Below are 14,444 nucleotides of genomic sequence, written 5' to 3'. Positions count from 1 at the left end.
AGATACATCAATCAAAAGCTCTACATCTTTCATTTTCAAAGCGTATATCTCTTTTATTTTGTACCCTTGTGAAACCAACCCTTGAATAAGCCTTTCGAGTTGTTTGTAGGCTTCTCCGAAAGAGTTGACTGTTCCTTTTTTTCTTCTTCCTCATGATTTCCAAGAGCTAAGATAATTGTTTCTTCTATTAAATCTCTATCAACAGCTTTAAAACCGTTAATAAATTCATCTTTAGTAAATTGATTGTCAAAAATATCAGACATAGCTATAGCTTCAATTTCCATAGATTTTAAAATTTGTTCATCTGTTCCGTAACCGACCATGTCTGCTCTAGCTTGTTCGTTATCTCTTAGATATTTCATTGCTACAATAGTTTCTTTCAAACAAAAGTCTTTCTTTTCGAACTCCTTAAATTCGCCATCAATTTTAAGTTTTATCTTCATACGAAACCTCCTTGTCAAAAATAAAAAGGCTACCTTTTAGATAGCCTTTAAAATAATTATTTAGTTTTTGTTTCTGGATCAGGTTCTGGTTTAGCTGCAGTTCCGTAGATTTTAGCTCTAAATTTTTCCAAATCGAAATCCTCTGAATCCTCACGTGCGATTACATACATCACACGGTCATTACGCATCTCAAATGCACCAGAAATCGTGTCAGTTTGTGGAGATGCTGAGCCTTCCTTAGTATTTAGATCATGTGACGGTAACGCGAACTTGCCTTTAGCCAATCCAAACCAAACAGCTTTACCTGCATTCGTAGTCGAACGGAATGTCATCGCAACAGATGGAATATTAATATCAGCTGTATATACTTCCATACCATCTTCGATATTTACTCCTAATAATTGAGCTTTAATTGCAGAATTAATATCTGCCACATTAATTTCTAAACCTAATTCACTTACACCACTATCTAAGTTTGCGTACACACCATCATCAGCAAAGAATTGCTCTTGATTTACTGTTACACTCATTTTTGCACTAATTAAACCTGGTAACGAAACAATATCACCTTGTACTTTTTCATTTTCATCTAATTGAGCAAACTCTAGTTGACGTACCCCAACTTTTACTGTTTTTTCTGTCATTTAAATTCCTCTTTTCTAATTTTTGATATAAAAAAGAAGCCACACTTATTAGCGTGACTTCCAATCTATTCGTCTGTATTTCCTAACACTCATTTTTAAATTGATATCTGGGTCTTTATACCTCGAACCATAAAACTGTTCAATATTATGCTCCTCTAGTAATCTATCAATTATATTTTTTAACTCTTCAGTTTCTTTTGAATTGTTAGCCCAACAACTAACTTGGACTCGTTGGTCCTCTGATTGCGATAAATCATCTTGATAGTTATTATTAATCTCGGAAATAAGGTTTATTCTAATAAAAGGTGCATACTCTTTTTTGATATATGTTTCTTTTATCTCATCCACAAATATTCCATTATCACCATCTAAAGAGTGACCTCTAAATTCATTCATTTTATTTATCAATTCTTGACTATCTGACAGAATATGATAAACATCAGTTTCAATCAAACTCATAAATCAGTCACTCCTTTCAATTTATCTAAAAAAATCTTTTGAATTGGTTCTCTAGCTTCTTCTGTGCTTCGTTCTTTAAAGTGCTGCGGTTTCTGATACACGGTCCCATCGTTCGGAAAATGTGCTCTCCAACCAGTTTGATAATCATAACCGACATCTACTTCTAAACTTCCTTTTCCAGCGCCTTTTATCCCACTTGTTTCTACTGATTGAGATAAGTCTCCCATGTCATTAGCGGTGTTTTTAGATAATACTTTAGCATATACTTCAGCACCTTCTCTGACAGCCTCGCGTCCATATTTATCGCCATTACCTTGAAGTTTATCAATATTTTTAAGCATAGATTCAATGCCTGCGATACTCACTCAACCACCTCACACTTAACCATACAGTAATCAAAGTTCATTTCATCAGGTTCAATATCAATTACTTTATAGTTTTTACCTTTAAACTGAACTAGCATACGAGTATCAATTTCTTGTTCCTGTTGATACCTAATAAAAAAATTCTTAACATTACGTCTTTTCTGAAGTTCTCCATTTTTTACGGACGCAGTACGCTCCTTAAACTCTTTAACAGTAGCTTTAGAAACCTCGCACCAACAAGAAAATAAATCAGTTTTAACGTTTTTTATTAGTTCACCATCATCATTCTTAATATCTTTAAGAACAAAAAAAGTCATACGATCATTAAGGTGTCTAGTCCTCATTCGTATCACTCCTATACCTTAGCTGTTGAATAATCGGAAGAACTCCATTAACAATTGGAAAGCGCTGATTATCTGCTGTATCTCCACGAAACTCATAATGTTCTTTGATTTGTTTTTTTACTGCTAATTCAAATCTAGCATCTTGTTTTAACTCTTCTACAGTTACCGAACTAGAAATAGCTTCTGCTATCTCTAATTCGGCTACCAATATCATTTCTTTTATCAAATCATCATCGTAAGAATGGTCTACTTTTAGATAATTCTTGATAGAAGTTAAATCTGATTTAGTCATAGACCATGTCTCCTTTATTTCTTATCTTTAGTTTCGGGTTCGGGAGTTGTAGTAGCTTTATATGTAACAAAGAAACCTGCTTTTTTATCTGCTGCCTTAACATCGAAACGAGTCGCAACTGACAATAACTGTCCATAGATTTCGTTATCAATCCATTTTGCTGTAACATCTACACGATCAGCCATTAAAATAGCTTTTTTAGTATCACCAATAAATGCTACTGAATCTCCTGATTTACCTAAAACTTCGTCAGCAATTACAGTCATCGGAACACCGAATAAACGCATTTGAGAGCTATCAGTAATAGCTTGTTGTAAAATATATTGACCGTTTTTATCTTTCAATGTGTCTACAGTTTGCAAGAATGATTGAGAAGCAATAATCGCACGTGAATAACCAGGATCTAACTTAATGTTTAAAACTCCTTTAATTGCATCTGTATCTGATGCTGAAACAGCTTCAAATGTTTTTAACTCATTAGCGATAGCTGTATTCACTGTGTTAATTTTTTGTTCTTGGATGTGTGTAGCTACCAATCCAGTTAAATCAACCGCTGAATCGTCAATAGCTTCTTGTGAAATCGGCATTTGTCCACGATAAGTTTCCACAGACCAGTTAACATTTTCAAATTCAGGTTTAGCTAGTTCTGGATTCTTTTCTAATTCTTTTACTGATACTAATGAAGCTGTAGCACCTTTCAATACTGGGTATTTACCTGATCCAGTTGATACTTTCATTTTATTAACTAATGTAGATAAATCTACCATTGTTTTAACTTCTTTTTGAGGTGTATAGACGATATCCTCTGGGATAATAACTTCTAAACCATCAGTTTTTAATCCGTCCCGTTTTTCGCCTTTACTGCGTAAAAATTTATTTACATGTGAACGAACGTTTAATTCTTCGTTTGCTAATTCTTTCATTCTATTATCTCCTTTGCGTTCAACAGAACGTGATTCTGTTTTCTTCATACCTGCTAAATCTTCTAACTCAGCTAACTTAACTTCTAATTCCGCAATTTCTTTTTTCTTAGCTTCAATTTGAGTTTTAACTTCTTTAGCACCTTCTAAATCACCATCTGAAGCTTTGTTTTGTGCATCATCAATCATTCCGTTTGTTTCTTCTGCACGCTCATTTAAAAGTGAGCGTAATTCTTTAATTTTTTCGTTTAACATGTTTTTCCTCCTATTTTTATGCATAAAAAAAAGACCCTATGTTCTCATAGAATCTAGTTTCATATTCATAAGTTCTTTTTCTAATTCAGCTAACTCTTTTTCTCTTTTTGATTTATTTTCTAAATCTTGATACGAACGTGTAGCAACAGCTGTTGTTGACTCGTATGCAGGATAAGGGGTCAGTGTGATTTCTCTTAAACTAGCAATTTTTTTAATCGTTCTTTTTAATATTCCGTCATTAGAATTTCCCCAAGTGTCATCTGCTACCGTAAATCCAAAAGAGCAAGCTGGTACATTTCCAACTCTCACATCTTCATATACATCTTTAGCTAATGTTGTATCTGGTAAATTAGCTCTAAACCACAAACCGATATCATCAACCTTTAACTCAAGGTTTCCTGCATCACTTCTTGCTAAAATTTTTGAGTAATCATGATTGTATAGAGCGAATACTTTAGTCATATCTACATTTTCAAAAGCATTTCTTGAAATCGTTTCAACAAATGGAGTACCATCATCTTCAAATAACAATTGACTTTCACTACCAAATACAACAGCGTAACCCTCGATAACTTTCTTATCATCATCAATCGCTTGAAGGTTCTGTGTCGATGCTCTCACTTCTATCTCTGTCATTATCATCACCTCCCTTCAAAGCTTGCTTATTGATTAACTCGTCTTGGAAAGTGTAATTCAAACTAATTACAGGCTTATCGTAAATCTCTCCATCTAAACGTTCATAACCTAATTCTTGTCTGCCTTCATTGACAGTGATTAATCCGTCTTTTACTTTTTTAGTAATGTTAGCTATTTTTGTTTCTTGGTCAACATCTGTTAATCTTGATGTATCAAAATCAAATACACTTCGACGTCTCTCTTTATCACTCATAAGCTTCAAGTTAGCTTCTTCTATAAAAGCATCCATATAATAAGTTAGATCATTATTAACATAGTCTCTATTCAATTGTTCTACTGATTGATTAGGACTATTAACAGCTAATTTATATGCCGGTATACGCAAGCATTTAGCAATCTGTGACGTAGAATAATTATTTGAGTTTATAAGTTGCAATATGTTTGTATCAATTTCTAACTGCTTATAATCCATCGTACTATCTAAAACAATTGCAGAATGACCGCCGCCATTTTGAACTTCTTCAAATTCTTTTTTTACTTTTTTTCTAGCTTCGGGACTCAACTTAGCTTGTGCCATTTTGAGAATCCCGCTCGATGTACCCGTTTTAAAGAACTTACTTAACGTATTCCGTCCAGATTCTTGTAGCTCGATATCTTCTTTTAAAGATAATAGAGGAGAGCGGCCAAATACGGTATCTGATGTAAACATTTTAAGATGGAAAACTTCTTCTGGCTCACAAATGATATTTTTACCATCACTAGCAAATGTGTATCTAAGTTCTTTTGTTTCTGTATCTTGTTCTACTAGCACTTCTGATGGTGGAAAGTATTCTAATCCCCACACTTTACCTCTAGAATCTTTTAAAATCCTTGAATAGCTATTACCATTAAGTATGCTTTGAACAACCATAGAAAAGCGCCATGATCTTGCTCCTGCATTCGTTGTTGCTTTTGTATTGAGGATATAACTCAAATCTCCCATATCTTCAATAGTCCCTTTTTTATTCTTTTGAACAATAGGAAAACTAGCTACATCTCCAGCTATTATTGAAATACCAGCTAACACATCACTATTTTTTAAGGCGTTGATACCTGTATAGCTACTACTCATCGAACGACCTATAATCGATTCGATTAATATATCTTCATCACTTGGAGTTCCTAAACCTCTAAAATATGCCATTTTTTCACCCCCTCTCTAATCGCTATCAATCAGCTTGCTTATAACTACAAGAGAGATACCTAAAACTAAATAGCCTAATATTTCATGATATAAAAAAGCCGATATATCAATAAAAGATATACCGACTAAAAATAATATTGTATGGATGTTTCTCATTATAAATTTCATGTATACCTCCTAAAAACCAAAGTCATCACTTAGTATGTAATCATCATCTATTAACGCATCGTCGAACCCTTCTGTATAACAAACACTGAACGCATTCAAACCAGCATCAATTGGGTCAATCTTATTACTATTTTTTGCCTTGTTGATTCTCAATCCGTTGTTATCTTCCATAGTGATTGCATTATTAACGGATGATGTAAGTATATTATTACCATCATGCCTAATCGTTTTATTAATAACATCGTCTCTGAATTGCTTTGTAGGCATAGATAACGTTCTTGTGCCTTGTCGGACTTCAAACATCTGCCATTCTGGATGATATTTTTCAATCATTGTTAAAATATGTCCGAATTGATAAGGGTCATAACAAATAAATTGAACATCTAATCTATTTGAGATAACAAAATCTTCTAACCACCTAAAAACAAAATCATAGTCGATAACTCCACTTTCAAGATTGGTAATATCACACTCACCAATACTCTCCAAATAGCGATAGTCAAGACCATCTCGTTTCTCTTTAACTTCTAAACCATATTTTGTAGCTACAAATGAATGACTATCGATGTGCCAATGTTCTTCCGCTTTCGTTATCCACGTTATAGAGAATAAATCTGATGATTTACCTACATCGACACCTATCCAAGCTCTTCTACCTGTTATATCTTCTTTCTCATCATTCTTAATAGCTAGCCAATGATCTGAAGCAATATAACTTTCTTCTGAAGCTTGTCGCCACATATTGAAGTTTTTTACTAGAATAGAGTTGTAAGTTCCTTTTTCAATTGATTCTGACTTTCTTTTTCTTAGATAAGTCATCATCTGTTCACGCATATCTTCTACTTCTAAAATAGGATTACTTTTTATCCAACTGCCTTCATCTTCTATTTCTTCAACGCTGTCTTGTTCTGCAATGTATGCGAAATACTCCTCGTCTTCAACCTCTTTATTAAGTACACGCTTAGCATATGGGTATTCAATCGTGTGCATAGGTGCATTTAAATTGAATCCAGCAGTTGAAATTATGATTGTTAAACAGTTTTCTAACTGCGCTTGACCTGATTCTAATAATTCCATCATTTCAGTAGTCTTGCTCGCAGCATATTCATCTAATATTGCGATATAAGGCTCAAATCCATCTACAGAACCCGTATCTCTTGATAAAGGTCTAACGTACGACTCATCATTTAAGTTTTTTAACTCTTCACGAACGCGTTTTGTCGCTTTGTTTATCTCAGAATACTTACCTCTCAAATACTCCAATTGCTTACGGACCATCTCAAAAACAATACTCGCTTGTTTCTTATCGTTCGCAGTACAAAATATCTGTCTACTCATCGCAGGATTCTTACCAAATAAAAATTCATATAAAGCGATACCTGCTATAAGTATTGATTTACCATTTTTCCTAGCAACGCTGATAAAAGCTTTTTTAAATCTTCTCAATGACCTATCGTCTTTTCTTCGCCAACCATACAGCATAGAAATCTGGAATTTTTGGAATAGTGCCATAGGAAACGTTTGGCCAGTTTTCACATCAGGCAATAACTCCATGAAATTAATCACTTTAGCTGCTTGCTCTGGATCATAAACATATCTAAAATCATTCTTTTCTAAATCATCTAAATGTCTTTGGCACGCTTTGAAAACAGATACCGATGATTTTATTTTCCCGTCAATAACCATCCGACAATATAAATAAGCATCATCTTTATACTCTTCTCTCATTAACCAAACACCTCGAATATACTCTTCTCTTTCTCTTCCTTAGGAGGAAGATAAATCTTCATTCGACTATCAACTGTTAATCCTAATTCAGATGCACACTGTTTTAAATTCTTAGTCGCTTTTTCAAGAAGTACTGTCGCTTGTAATGGATTTCCATCTTCATCAAGTGATCCTTTGCGCAGTTGCAAGCTACAATCTTTGTAAATTGAATACCAGGTACAATAATTTTCTAAAAGTGCTCTATCAAGATTTCTAAGTGGTAGCTTTTGAACATCTTCAACAATTCGTTTGTATTCTGCTTTAGCTTGTGGACTTAGGTGTTTTGGTGCAGTTTTTTGAATTTCTTTAAAACCGTCTGAAGCACGTTGTTCTGCATTTTCTCGCTCTTCTCGCTCAGCTTTAGTTAAATTTTTTTTATTGGTTGCTAAGACTGTTAATTTTTTAGCCATTTTCTAAATTTACCTCCTTCCAAAAGTTTCGAAAAGGGAATTTTGGTCACGAAAGATAGCATACCGTTGTGGCACATAGCCATTCATAGCCCCGTTATAAATTAATCGGGGACTTACCGCACCCTCGTATCCCTTATGTATCAACAGTTTTAAATTATTTTTTGTATTTTCTTTCATCATTTCTTGTTTTGATGTTATGGCATGACTGACACATGACTTGAATGTTGTTCTTATCTAATCTTTTGTTCCAATCTTCTTCAACAGGAATGATATGATCTCCAATGTTCCCTTCTCTTCCGCATTGACTACATGTATAGAAGTTTTCAATCAACACATCTTCTCTTAACATCTTCCACTGCTTAGAGTTATAGAACTTCATATAATCATTCTTATTCTTCCATCTTGATTTGTTATATTGCTTTGAATAATCATCTTTATGTTTATCGCAATACGTGATATCGAAATCAACAAACATTCTGCATCCCGCTCTGCCGCACATTTTCTTAGGCTTGGCCATTATAAGACAAGCTCACTAATAAATTCTGTATAGCAAGAACTTGTTCCGCTGTTAAATCTTCTGCGTTAATACCATTAACATCTTTTAAATACTTAGCATTATGTTCCTGATTTAAAACATTTCTCATTAATGAGGTTAAAAGACTCGCAACTTCAGATACTGTTAATCCGCAAATAGAAAAAATACTTAATACTGTTTGGTGTATCTCATCCAAATCTTTTGACTGCCTTACTTTATCGAGCGTTTCTAATAGCTCGGTATACTCATGCTGTTCCATTTATTAGCCCTCCTTTAAAGTTTAAGTAAATTCAACTGGCTCTGATAATTAATCTGTATATGCTCGTCATCCCATAAGCCATGCCCTAAATAAATAAGCTTGCAACTGTCTATATCTCGCTCACTAGCTTCTTCTGTCATTTCTAACACAGTATGCTTATGGTGGTTAGTCATTCTCTGCTCTCCGTTTTAATAGAGCTTTCTTTTTATTTCTGAATGTAATGGCAGCTATGATAATTCTAATGACCCAAAAAAGTAATACTGAAACATATACCCCAATACCTATAACCACAAACCACACTATAATTGTTAATAATGTTGTTAACATATTTACTCACTCTCCTTTATCTACTATGGACCTTGCAGGACTCGAACCTGCGACCGAACGGTTATGAGCCGTTTGCTCTGACCAACTGAGCTAAAGGTCCTAATTTATTGCATAAAAAAAGACCAGCCGATTTAAGGCTAATCTTTTTTATTTAACTTTTAATACCGCTTTCCACTTTTCTTTTAAATTGTTATTTAGTTCATAGTAAAAAACTCTTTCTGAATTACGAACAAGTTCTAATTCATTATAATATTCGCTCTTTTCTAAATCGTAATATTCACTCTCTTTTAGATGATAACTTGGGATATACTTACGAACTATATCTTCCAATGATTTCAATTTTTTTAAATAATCTTTTAATTCGATATTTAATTTTAGGTCCTCTTCTTCATTTGATATAGAATTTCTATCTAGCAATTTATATAAACACGATACGAGATCTCTATTCAATCTTTGGACATCTGCATATTCACAACTCATTTTAATCTTAGTTGGGTTTTCTTCTGCTATACAAAGAAAAAGCTTTTCCTCATACTTTTCCAAACTATTATTAAATCGTCGTATAGCTATTTTTACATCTTGGACATCTTCTTTATATTCTTTGTAAAAATCATATTGTTTTGATATTACTACTTCAATATATTGTTTTGATTTGTATTCATATAAATTAAAAATTAAGGTCACCAAAAAACCTATCCCACCTATAATTTCCCATCTGAACTTATTATCCTTATTTAGAAGAAACATACTAATTATTTGATTGTACATACATGCGTCTGTAACTTCTAATTTTGATAATATGAATATAATTAATAAAATAGTGATCATGCAGATAGTCATGATTACAAAAATAAATTTCTTAAACATAACACTCTTCCTTTCGTATAATTTAGTAGTGTTGTTTATAGTACACCACAAGTTATTTTTTTGAAAGGAAAACCTCGCTAATTTGACTATTTTTTTAAATAAAAAGACCAACCAGTTAAAGTCAGTCTTTCTTATGCTCACAATACAAACAGCACGATATAATAATCAATTCGGAACTATTAATTTAATACGTTCGTCATGCTGATTGAATTGGTTGGTCGGTCGGTCGCACTGCAACCACTCATACTAGCTTACCCTAGCACGATTTATTTACACGATGGTAAGTCGCCCTTTCACCACTGTTTCCGCAATAGTTACTTGGTGTTTTATCGGATTCAGGTTCGATATCAACCTCGTAAGCTAAATTACTTACAATACCATTTTATCTGATTTATCGACCGAAATGAGACCAATCTTTTTGGCTGTTTTTGATGGTCTAATTAACGTCGGCGTAATCTTATGCGTAGTAATTCTAAAAACTCTAAGTCCTTGCGCTTCACTGTAGACTCTGACATTTTACATTCGCTTGATACTATCGCATTCTTTTTACCACGATAGCCGTTGATGTACTTCGACATAATCACATCGTAGTGTTCTTTACTGCAAGACGATAACAAATCATCAATCGTGTTAACTGTAAATACCGATACGCTTAAATCGTCAGGGCTAGCTAATTTGATTGCTGCAACTGCTGTTGGGTCACTGATAAAACTAGAGCGACCGCCACCAATATTTTCATCAACTTTGCTACCTGAATTTAAAATAGCTTCTTGAAACGCTAATATCTCTTTTTTGAATTTATTGTAATCCCACAAGTCAGCTCTTAGATATGCTATTGTTTCATTTCTCAATATTTAATCACTCTCCTTTTTCTTGATGTAATAGTCTTGTTTTTTTAAGTGTTCAAAATTAAAGTGATAACGCCCGCGATCACTATCAAAAACATCAACTATAAGACCACTAGAGCCTCCGAAAAAAACAGAACTAACTCTATACATATAATTACTAGCTATCTCACCATCATTACATAATAGAGGGCTACACAGTATGATGTCATTCTTTGCAAACTCTGTTAAATCATCTATCTTTTTGTAACCTAATTTATCAAGTGTTGTTCTCAAGTCTAGTTGTTTACCGCTACTAAAAATCTTGAAATCACTATCTATGTCATTAACCTCCTCTTGCTTCTCAACATGCTCAATCTCAAAATCTAAATAGTTACGAGCTATCTTTAAATCCTCAACTAGCTTATCCTTATCTTTCTTACCTGCGCGCACTACATACTTCACAACATTACCTAAAAAGAAGTTTAACTCTTTATCACGTATAAAATCTTTCGTTTCAATCTCACCACTTGCGTAATAATCTGGTTTGTTGATGTCAGTCATTAATAACCATCCTCTTGTCGCTTGTAATTAACTTTATGCTTATCGTAGTACGCTTGTTCTAATTCTTCGTGTGATATACCTAATGCGTAGATGTAGTTGAGGTAGTTTGTGATGATAAACTTTAAATTATGTTTTGCATTTACGCTGGTTGCTCCAACAATAGAAAAATCACTGTATAGTTCAGTTATGTAATACTGTAGTTTCATATAAAAATAATTTTCAGATGAATCAAAATCTCTATTTGAATAAGCATATTCTTCCACATTCATATCTAACTGATTAGCCAAACTTAAAACGAAATGTAAAGCGTCTGCACATTCTTCGACTAGCGTTAGTTTGTGGGCTTGTTCTACAGTAATAACATCACTATTATTATCAATCATTTTACGAGGTTCTGGATTAACTTCATTAATTCGTTTTAATCCGTAAAACTTAAACCTATTTTTATCAACCTTACCTTTATTCTCTTTCCAAAACTTAAAGTGTTCCGCACAATTAGCAACCTCAGCCAATTCAACTGATAAAGCGACTAGCATTTTCGTGAAGCGTTCTTCTTTAGTCATTTCTGGCTTGCTATCTAAAATCCTTTGATCTAAATCTCTTTGCATTGGTTGTAGTTTATTGAAGTTCATTGATTATCTCCTTTTTTATAAAAATATTACAAAAGCTAATAAAACAGTTATACAAAAGCCAATAGATAAAAAAGCAATTTGAACCATAAAGAATTTTAATCCTTTAATATCTCGTTCTTCACAATATAATTCCCCTACAGAATTTAAGATGTTTATGGGTAAAATGCCTATCATTATCGGTATTATTGTATTTGTTAACAAGTCCATTTACTCACCCTCATCCACCTTCTCAGCAATCGCCATTAACACGCTATGCTTCGATTTTTCTATTTCTGATTGCGTTAATGCTTTATCTTTCATATCAAAACAATTATAAGAAATACATAAGCAAAGACTTCCATCAATCGATTTCACTAGACCTGAATTACCGCCTAAATCAACCGTGTAAAGCTGTTCTTTAACTTCTATAATGTCATATTGATTGACAAATCCATATGGCATTTTTTCGATTTCTTCCATTGTAAAGTTCTTAGCGCAACTTTTTGAAAGGCCGTGATCATAATCGTAGTCTGTACTGTCGCACAACCATATGAACCCAACGTTAGTTGTATGTCTTCCATCAAAACCATACCAATTATATTCTGCTTCATCATCTTTAATTCTCATTTTATATTTTTTCATAATTACCCCTCCAACAATTCTGGATTTTCGTGGATGTTGCCGATGACTTCAATTTTATGAATTTTCCCAGGATTGAAACCTATCAAATCGCAATCTATCAGTTTGTATTCAAAACTAGCATATTCTTTGTTATAAATAACTTTTACTATTATTTTTTCACCTGCTTTATACCAGCAATTTAATAAATCTTCTTCATAAATCTCCACACCGTGAACATCTTCAAGTCCTGTGTACTGCATAAACTCTAAACCTTCATCTTCAAAATACTCAAATGTAAATTCTCTTTTAATTCGTTCCCAGGTAAGCATTACTTTATCTAGCTTATCCCACGCTCTAAACTTAATATCTCTCATTACCTACCACATCCCATTCTCATAAACTTTTATCTTATGACCTCTTTCCAAATAATACATAAAACAGTCATAACCTATGAAATCATCTTTAACCCTAATACAAGTCTTTTGTTTATGCTCTAACCATAAGTTTTTATTAGCCTTTAACGTCTGTTCGACTTCTATGAACCTATCCTTAACTTTATTCATAAAGTAATCGTAATCTTCTTGCGTTCGTAAATTATAAACATTGTCCTCTATTTTAGTATTCGTTTTGACTGGAACAACGTTAAACACATCACCATTAAACATCTTATTTTTAAACCCTTTTAAACTAATAAATTTAACGCCTTTCATTTCATATGAACTATTAACCTCATATTCTTCTAAATTATCTAAAACAGACTTAGCATAGTCATAATGAGCGTTACTTTTCATGACACTTTTTAATCTTACTTTGCATCCTTTATTCATTTTTTAACTCCAATTCTAATCCGATATATTCGGCATTTTTAAACCATTCATCAAACATAGCGTTCACACCTGTTACTTCTTTGCTTCCGAATTTTGTTTTCGTTTGATATAGATAGAAAAAATTCGTATCTATACCGTATAGAAACCTATGTGTATTGCCTTTTTTATACCAACCACGTTTTAAATCGATGTTAATTTTAGCTTGTTTTTCTTTATTCATTACTTATTCTCCATTTTTCATCTAAGTAATCCAACTTTTCAGCCAATTCTTCTGACGTTTCAATATCCTCAACATCAAGAACAGCACCTTCTGTACAATCCCAAAACATAATTTTTAAATCGCTAAATTTAACATTTTCTATTTTGCACTTACTTCTTTTGTGTTCAGCAAAACCAACGCTTTGCTTCCCATCTTTTCTGCTAAGATAAAATTTAATCCTACATGGTAATTTAATTCCGTTTTTATCTAGTGCATCTTCTAATTTTTTAATATCCATCGTTATTCACTCTCCTGTATAAACTCATTGTTTATCTAACTTAGTTACTGTTATTGCTTCTCCATATTGGCTCAAAACTAAATATTCAATATCTGTTTTTAAATCTTTGTAGACATATCCCTGCGTGCTATATATGCCATCTTTAGTATCTAAAATTTTTTTAATTTCAAATCTATTAGAATTAATTTCTGGTTCTATTGCTCCGACTTCTTTTTTACAACCAGTTAATACAAGAACTAACATTGCTGATAACATTAATATTTTTTTCATCATTCACTCTCCTGTATAAACTCATTCAACTTACCAGCTATAACCTCATTGCTATTCATCAACTTCTCATTCATGACTGTTAACTCTCTTATCTGATCCCTTTGCATATCAATCACTTCACACGCTCGCCACGATATAATTATTAAGTAGCATATGATTGCGATTGCTAGGACTACCTTATGAACCTTACGCATATAACACCTCTGTTTTAACTAGCCCAGCACCTTTAGTCTTAAACTGTTCGCACTCATCTAGCTCTCTGAACATCCAACCCTTAATATCTTTATTTACGGCTGCACACTCTTTAAGGGTAACGGCTCCAACTTTTAGAAATCTCAAAATACTTCCTTTATTTG

At 33.0% G+C, this 14,444-nt stretch carries 28 protein-coding genes and 1 tRNA gene; all 29 read right to left on the bottom strand.

Annotated elements, in window-relative coordinates:
* Positions 1 to 53 precede the first annotated feature (53 nt).
* Entirely contained in the window at positions 54 to 443 is a 390-nt protein-coding gene (gene gpG / locus CBF31_RS09345; RefSeq protein WP_126832377.1) for a phage tail assembly chaperone G, read from the bottom strand.
* Positions 444 to 499: 56 nt separating this feature from the next.
* Positions 500 to 1,087: a major tail protein gene (locus CBF31_RS09340; RefSeq protein WP_126832375.1), complete on the bottom strand. Its 588-nt coding sequence runs from the start codon at positions 1,085 to 1,087 to the stop codon at positions 500 to 502.
* A gap of 48 nt (positions 1,088 to 1,135) precedes the next feature.
* On the bottom strand, positions 1,136 to 1,546 hold the full coding sequence (locus tag CBF31_RS09335; protein WP_126832373.1) for a hypothetical protein: 411 nt from the start codon (positions 1,544 to 1,546) through the stop codon (positions 1,136 to 1,138).
* Positions 1,543 to 1,911, bottom strand: a complete 369-nt coding sequence (locus tag CBF31_RS09330; RefSeq protein WP_126832371.1) for an HK97-gp10 family putative phage morphogenesis protein — start codon at positions 1,909 to 1,911, stop codon at positions 1,543 to 1,545. The genes CBF31_RS09335 and CBF31_RS09330 overlap by 4 nt, the downstream gene beginning before the upstream one ends.
* Entirely contained in the window at positions 1,908 to 2,255 is a 348-nt protein-coding gene (locus tag CBF31_RS09325; RefSeq protein ID WP_126832369.1) for a phage head closure protein, read from the bottom strand. The genes CBF31_RS09330 and CBF31_RS09325 overlap by 4 nt, the downstream gene beginning before the upstream one ends.
* Positions 2,245 to 2,547, bottom strand: coding sequence for a head-tail connector protein (locus CBF31_RS09320; RefSeq protein WP_126832367.1), 303 nt, complete (start codon positions 2,545 to 2,547; stop codon positions 2,245 to 2,247). The genes CBF31_RS09325 and CBF31_RS09320 overlap by 11 nt, the downstream gene beginning before the upstream one ends.
* Positions 2,548 to 2,561: 14 nt before the next feature.
* Positions 2,562 to 3,722 carry a phage major capsid protein gene (locus CBF31_RS09315; protein ID WP_126832365.1) on the bottom strand — a complete coding sequence of 387 codons (1,161 nt, stop codon included), beginning with the start codon at positions 3,720 to 3,722 and terminating at the stop codon, positions 2,562 to 2,564.
* 36 nt (positions 3,723 to 3,758) lie between these two features.
* The gene (locus CBF31_RS09310) at positions 3,759 to 4,358 is read right to left on the bottom strand and encodes an HK97 family phage prohead protease (RefSeq protein ID WP_170167933.1); all 600 of its coding nucleotides are present in this window, start codon (positions 4,356 to 4,358) and stop codon (positions 3,759 to 3,761) included.
* Positions 4,309 to 5,541 (bottom strand): phage portal protein, encoded by a 1,233-nt coding sequence (locus tag CBF31_RS09305; protein WP_126832361.1) that lies wholly within the window; start codon positions 5,539 to 5,541, stop codon positions 4,309 to 4,311. Before CBF31_RS09305 ends, CBF31_RS09310 begins: the two co-directional genes overlap by 50 nt.
* Before the next feature lie 15 nt (positions 5,542 to 5,556).
* Positions 5,557 to 5,709 (bottom strand): hypothetical protein, encoded by a 153-nt coding sequence (locus CBF31_RS11070; RefSeq protein ID WP_170167932.1) that lies wholly within the window; start codon positions 5,707 to 5,709, stop codon positions 5,557 to 5,559.
* 9 nt (positions 5,710 to 5,718) lie between these two features.
* Positions 5,719 to 7,437: a terminase large subunit gene (locus CBF31_RS09300; protein WP_126832359.1), complete on the bottom strand. Its 1,719-nt coding sequence runs from the start codon at positions 7,435 to 7,437 to the stop codon at positions 5,719 to 5,721.
* Positions 7,437 to 7,886 carry a phage terminase small subunit P27 family gene (locus CBF31_RS09295; protein WP_126832357.1) on the bottom strand — a complete coding sequence of 150 codons (450 nt, stop codon included), beginning with the start codon at positions 7,884 to 7,886 and terminating at the stop codon, positions 7,437 to 7,439. The genes CBF31_RS09300 and CBF31_RS09295 overlap by 1 nt, the downstream gene beginning before the upstream one ends.
* A 154-nt stretch (positions 7,887 to 8,040) precedes the next feature.
* Positions 8,041 to 8,385 carry an HNH endonuclease gene (locus CBF31_RS09290; protein WP_126832355.1) on the bottom strand — a complete coding sequence of 115 codons (345 nt, stop codon included), beginning with the start codon at positions 8,383 to 8,385 and terminating at the stop codon, positions 8,041 to 8,043.
* Between the two features lie 4 nt (positions 8,386 to 8,389).
* A complete protein-coding gene (locus CBF31_RS09285) occupies positions 8,390 to 8,680 on the bottom strand; it encodes a hypothetical protein (protein ID WP_126832353.1) in 291 nt (96 codons plus the stop codon).
* 14 nt (positions 8,681 to 8,694) lie between these two features.
* Positions 8,695 to 8,853 carry a hypothetical protein gene (locus CBF31_RS11065; RefSeq protein ID WP_170167931.1) on the bottom strand — a complete coding sequence of 53 codons (159 nt, stop codon included), beginning with the start codon at positions 8,851 to 8,853 and terminating at the stop codon, positions 8,695 to 8,697.
* 180 nt (positions 8,854 to 9,033) lie between these two features.
* Positions 9,034 to 9,107: transfer RNA gene (locus CBF31_RS09280), tRNA-Ile, on the bottom strand.
* A 47-nt stretch (positions 9,108 to 9,154) separates the two neighbouring features.
* Positions 9,155 to 9,874: a hypothetical protein gene (locus CBF31_RS09275; protein ID WP_126832350.1), complete on the bottom strand. Its 720-nt coding sequence runs from the start codon at positions 9,872 to 9,874 to the stop codon at positions 9,155 to 9,157.
* Positions 9,875 to 10,314: 440 nt separating this feature from the next.
* Positions 10,315 to 10,725 (bottom strand): hypothetical protein, encoded by a 411-nt coding sequence (locus CBF31_RS09270; RefSeq protein WP_170167930.1) that lies wholly within the window; start codon positions 10,723 to 10,725, stop codon positions 10,315 to 10,317.
* Between the two features lie 3 nt (positions 10,726 to 10,728).
* The gene (locus CBF31_RS09265) at positions 10,729 to 11,262 is read right to left on the bottom strand and encodes a DUF3310 domain-containing protein (protein ID WP_126832345.1); all 534 of its coding nucleotides are present in this window, start codon (positions 11,260 to 11,262) and stop codon (positions 10,729 to 10,731) included.
* On the bottom strand, positions 11,262 to 11,894 hold the full coding sequence (locus CBF31_RS09260; RefSeq protein ID WP_126832343.1) for a dUTP diphosphatase: 633 nt from the start codon (positions 11,892 to 11,894) through the stop codon (positions 11,262 to 11,264). The genes CBF31_RS09265 and CBF31_RS09260 overlap by 1 nt, the downstream gene beginning before the upstream one ends.
* Before the next feature lie 15 nt (positions 11,895 to 11,909).
* Complete coding sequence (locus CBF31_RS09255; RefSeq protein ID WP_126832340.1) at positions 11,910 to 12,101, bottom strand: hypothetical protein; 192 nt, start codon at positions 12,099 to 12,101, stop codon at positions 11,910 to 11,912.
* Entirely contained in the window at positions 12,102 to 12,515 is a 414-nt protein-coding gene (locus CBF31_RS09250) for a hypothetical protein (protein WP_126832338.1), read from the bottom strand.
* A gap of 2 nt (positions 12,516 to 12,517) precedes the next feature.
* The gene (locus tag CBF31_RS09245; RefSeq protein WP_126832336.1) at positions 12,518 to 12,868 is read right to left on the bottom strand and encodes a YopX family protein; all 351 of its coding nucleotides are present in this window, start codon (positions 12,866 to 12,868) and stop codon (positions 12,518 to 12,520) included.
* A 3-nt stretch (positions 12,869 to 12,871) separates the two neighbouring features.
* Entirely contained in the window at positions 12,872 to 13,321 is a 450-nt protein-coding gene (locus CBF31_RS09240) for a hypothetical protein (protein ID WP_126832334.1), read from the bottom strand.
* The gene (locus tag CBF31_RS09235) at positions 13,314 to 13,541 is read right to left on the bottom strand and encodes a hypothetical protein (RefSeq protein WP_126832332.1); all 228 of its coding nucleotides are present in this window, start codon (positions 13,539 to 13,541) and stop codon (positions 13,314 to 13,316) included. The genes CBF31_RS09240 and CBF31_RS09235 overlap by 8 nt, the downstream gene beginning before the upstream one ends.
* Positions 13,534 to 13,818: a hypothetical protein gene (locus CBF31_RS09230; protein ID WP_126832330.1), complete on the bottom strand. Its 285-nt coding sequence runs from the start codon at positions 13,816 to 13,818 to the stop codon at positions 13,534 to 13,536. The genes CBF31_RS09235 and CBF31_RS09230 overlap by 8 nt, the downstream gene beginning before the upstream one ends.
* Positions 13,819 to 13,842: 24 nt before the next feature.
* The gene (locus CBF31_RS09225) at positions 13,843 to 14,088 is read right to left on the bottom strand and encodes a hypothetical protein (protein ID WP_126832328.1); all 246 of its coding nucleotides are present in this window, start codon (positions 14,086 to 14,088) and stop codon (positions 13,843 to 13,845) included.
* Complete coding sequence (locus tag CBF31_RS09220) at positions 14,088 to 14,282, bottom strand: hypothetical protein (RefSeq protein ID WP_126832326.1); 195 nt, start codon at positions 14,280 to 14,282, stop codon at positions 14,088 to 14,090. Before CBF31_RS09220 ends, CBF31_RS09225 begins: the two co-directional genes overlap by 1 nt.
* On the bottom strand, positions 14,275 to 14,427 hold the full coding sequence (locus tag CBF31_RS11060; RefSeq protein ID WP_170167929.1) for a hypothetical protein: 153 nt from the start codon (positions 14,425 to 14,427) through the stop codon (positions 14,275 to 14,277). The genes CBF31_RS09220 and CBF31_RS11060 overlap by 8 nt, the downstream gene beginning before the upstream one ends.
* Positions 14,428 to 14,444: the final 17 nt, after the last annotated feature.

The sequence above is a fragment of the Vagococcus fessus genome (genome assembly GCF_003987565.1).
Classification (GTDB): Bacteria; Bacillota; Bacilli; order Lactobacillales; family Vagococcaceae; genus Vagococcus_D; species Vagococcus_D fessus.
Note: the sequence above shows the minus strand (reverse complement) of the source record. Positions and strands in the feature narration are given on the sequence as shown.

Coding starts and splice junctions, on each gene's coding strand:
- gpG (WP_126832377.1), bottom strand. CDS start 443: ATGAAGATAAAACTTAAAATTGATGGCGAATTTAAGGAGTTCGAAAAG.
- CBF31_RS09340 (WP_126832375.1), bottom strand. CDS start 1,087: ATGACAGAAAAAACAGTAAAAGTTGGGGTACGTCAACTAGAGTTTGCT.
- CBF31_RS09335 (WP_126832373.1), bottom strand. CDS start 1,546: ATGAGTTTGATTGAAACTGATGTTTATCATATTCTGTCAGATAGTCAA.
- CBF31_RS09325 (WP_126832369.1), bottom strand. CDS start 2,255: ATGAGGACTAGACACCTTAATGATCGTATGACTTTTTTTGTTCTTAAA.
- CBF31_RS09320 (WP_126832367.1), bottom strand. CDS start 2,547: ATGACTAAATCAGATTTAACTTCTATCAAGAATTATCTAAAAGTAGAC.
- CBF31_RS09315 (WP_126832365.1), bottom strand. CDS start 3,722: ATGTTAAACGAAAAAATTAAAGAATTACGCTCACTTTTAAATGAGCGT.
- CBF31_RS09310 (WP_170167933.1), bottom strand. CDS start 4,358: ATGACAGAGATAGAAGTGAGAGCATCGACACAGAACCTTCAAGCGATT.
- CBF31_RS09305 (WP_126832361.1), bottom strand. CDS start 5,541: ATGGCATATTTTAGAGGTTTAGGAACTCCAAGTGATGAAGATATATTA.
- CBF31_RS11070 (WP_170167932.1), bottom strand. CDS start 5,709: ATGAAATTTATAATGAGAAACATCCATACAATATTATTTTTAGTCGGT.
- CBF31_RS09300 (WP_126832359.1), bottom strand. CDS start 7,437: ATGAGAGAAGAGTATAAAGATGATGCTTATTTATATTGTCGGATGGTT.
- CBF31_RS09295 (WP_126832357.1), bottom strand. CDS start 7,886: ATGGCTAAAAAATTAACAGTCTTAGCAACCAATAAAAAAAATTTAACT.
- CBF31_RS09290 (WP_126832355.1), bottom strand. CDS start 8,385: ATGTGCGGCAGAGCGGGATGCAGAATGTTTGTTGATTTCGATATCACG.
- CBF31_RS09285 (WP_126832353.1), bottom strand. CDS start 8,680: ATGGAACAGCATGAGTATACCGAGCTATTAGAAACGCTCGATAAAGTA.
- CBF31_RS11065 (WP_170167931.1), bottom strand. CDS start 8,853: ATGACTAACCACCATAAGCATACTGTGTTAGAAATGACAGAAGAAGCT.
- CBF31_RS09275 (WP_126832350.1), bottom strand. CDS start 9,874: ATGTTTAAGAAATTTATTTTTGTAATCATGACTATCTGCATGATCACT.
- CBF31_RS09265 (WP_126832345.1), bottom strand. CDS start 11,262: ATGACTGACATCAACAAACCAGATTATTACGCAAGTGGTGAGATTGAA.
- CBF31_RS09260 (WP_126832343.1), bottom strand. CDS start 11,894: ATGAACTTCAATAAACTACAACCAATGCAAAGAGATTTAGATCAAAGG.
- CBF31_RS09255 (WP_126832340.1), bottom strand. CDS start 12,101: ATGGACTTGTTAACAAATACAATAATACCGATAATGATAGGCATTTTA.
- CBF31_RS09250 (WP_126832338.1), bottom strand. CDS start 12,515: ATGAAAAAATATAAAATGAGAATTAAAGATGATGAAGCAGAATATAAT.
- CBF31_RS09245 (WP_126832336.1), bottom strand. CDS start 12,868: ATGAGAGATATTAAGTTTAGAGCGTGGGATAAGCTAGATAAAGTAATG.
- CBF31_RS09240 (WP_126832334.1), bottom strand. CDS start 13,321: ATGAATAAAGGATGCAAAGTAAGATTAAAAAGTGTCATGAAAAGTAAC.
- CBF31_RS09235 (WP_126832332.1), bottom strand. CDS start 13,541: ATGAATAAAGAAAAACAAGCTAAAATTAACATCGATTTAAAACGTGGT.
- CBF31_RS09230 (WP_126832330.1), bottom strand. CDS start 13,818: ATGGATATTAAAAAATTAGAAGATGCACTAGATAAAAACGGAATTAAA.
- CBF31_RS09225 (WP_126832328.1), bottom strand. CDS start 14,088: ATGAAAAAAATATTAATGTTATCAGCAATGTTAGTTCTTGTATTAACT.
- CBF31_RS09220 (WP_126832326.1), bottom strand. CDS start 14,282: ATGCGTAAGGTTCATAAGGTAGTCCTAGCAATCGCAATCATATGCTAC.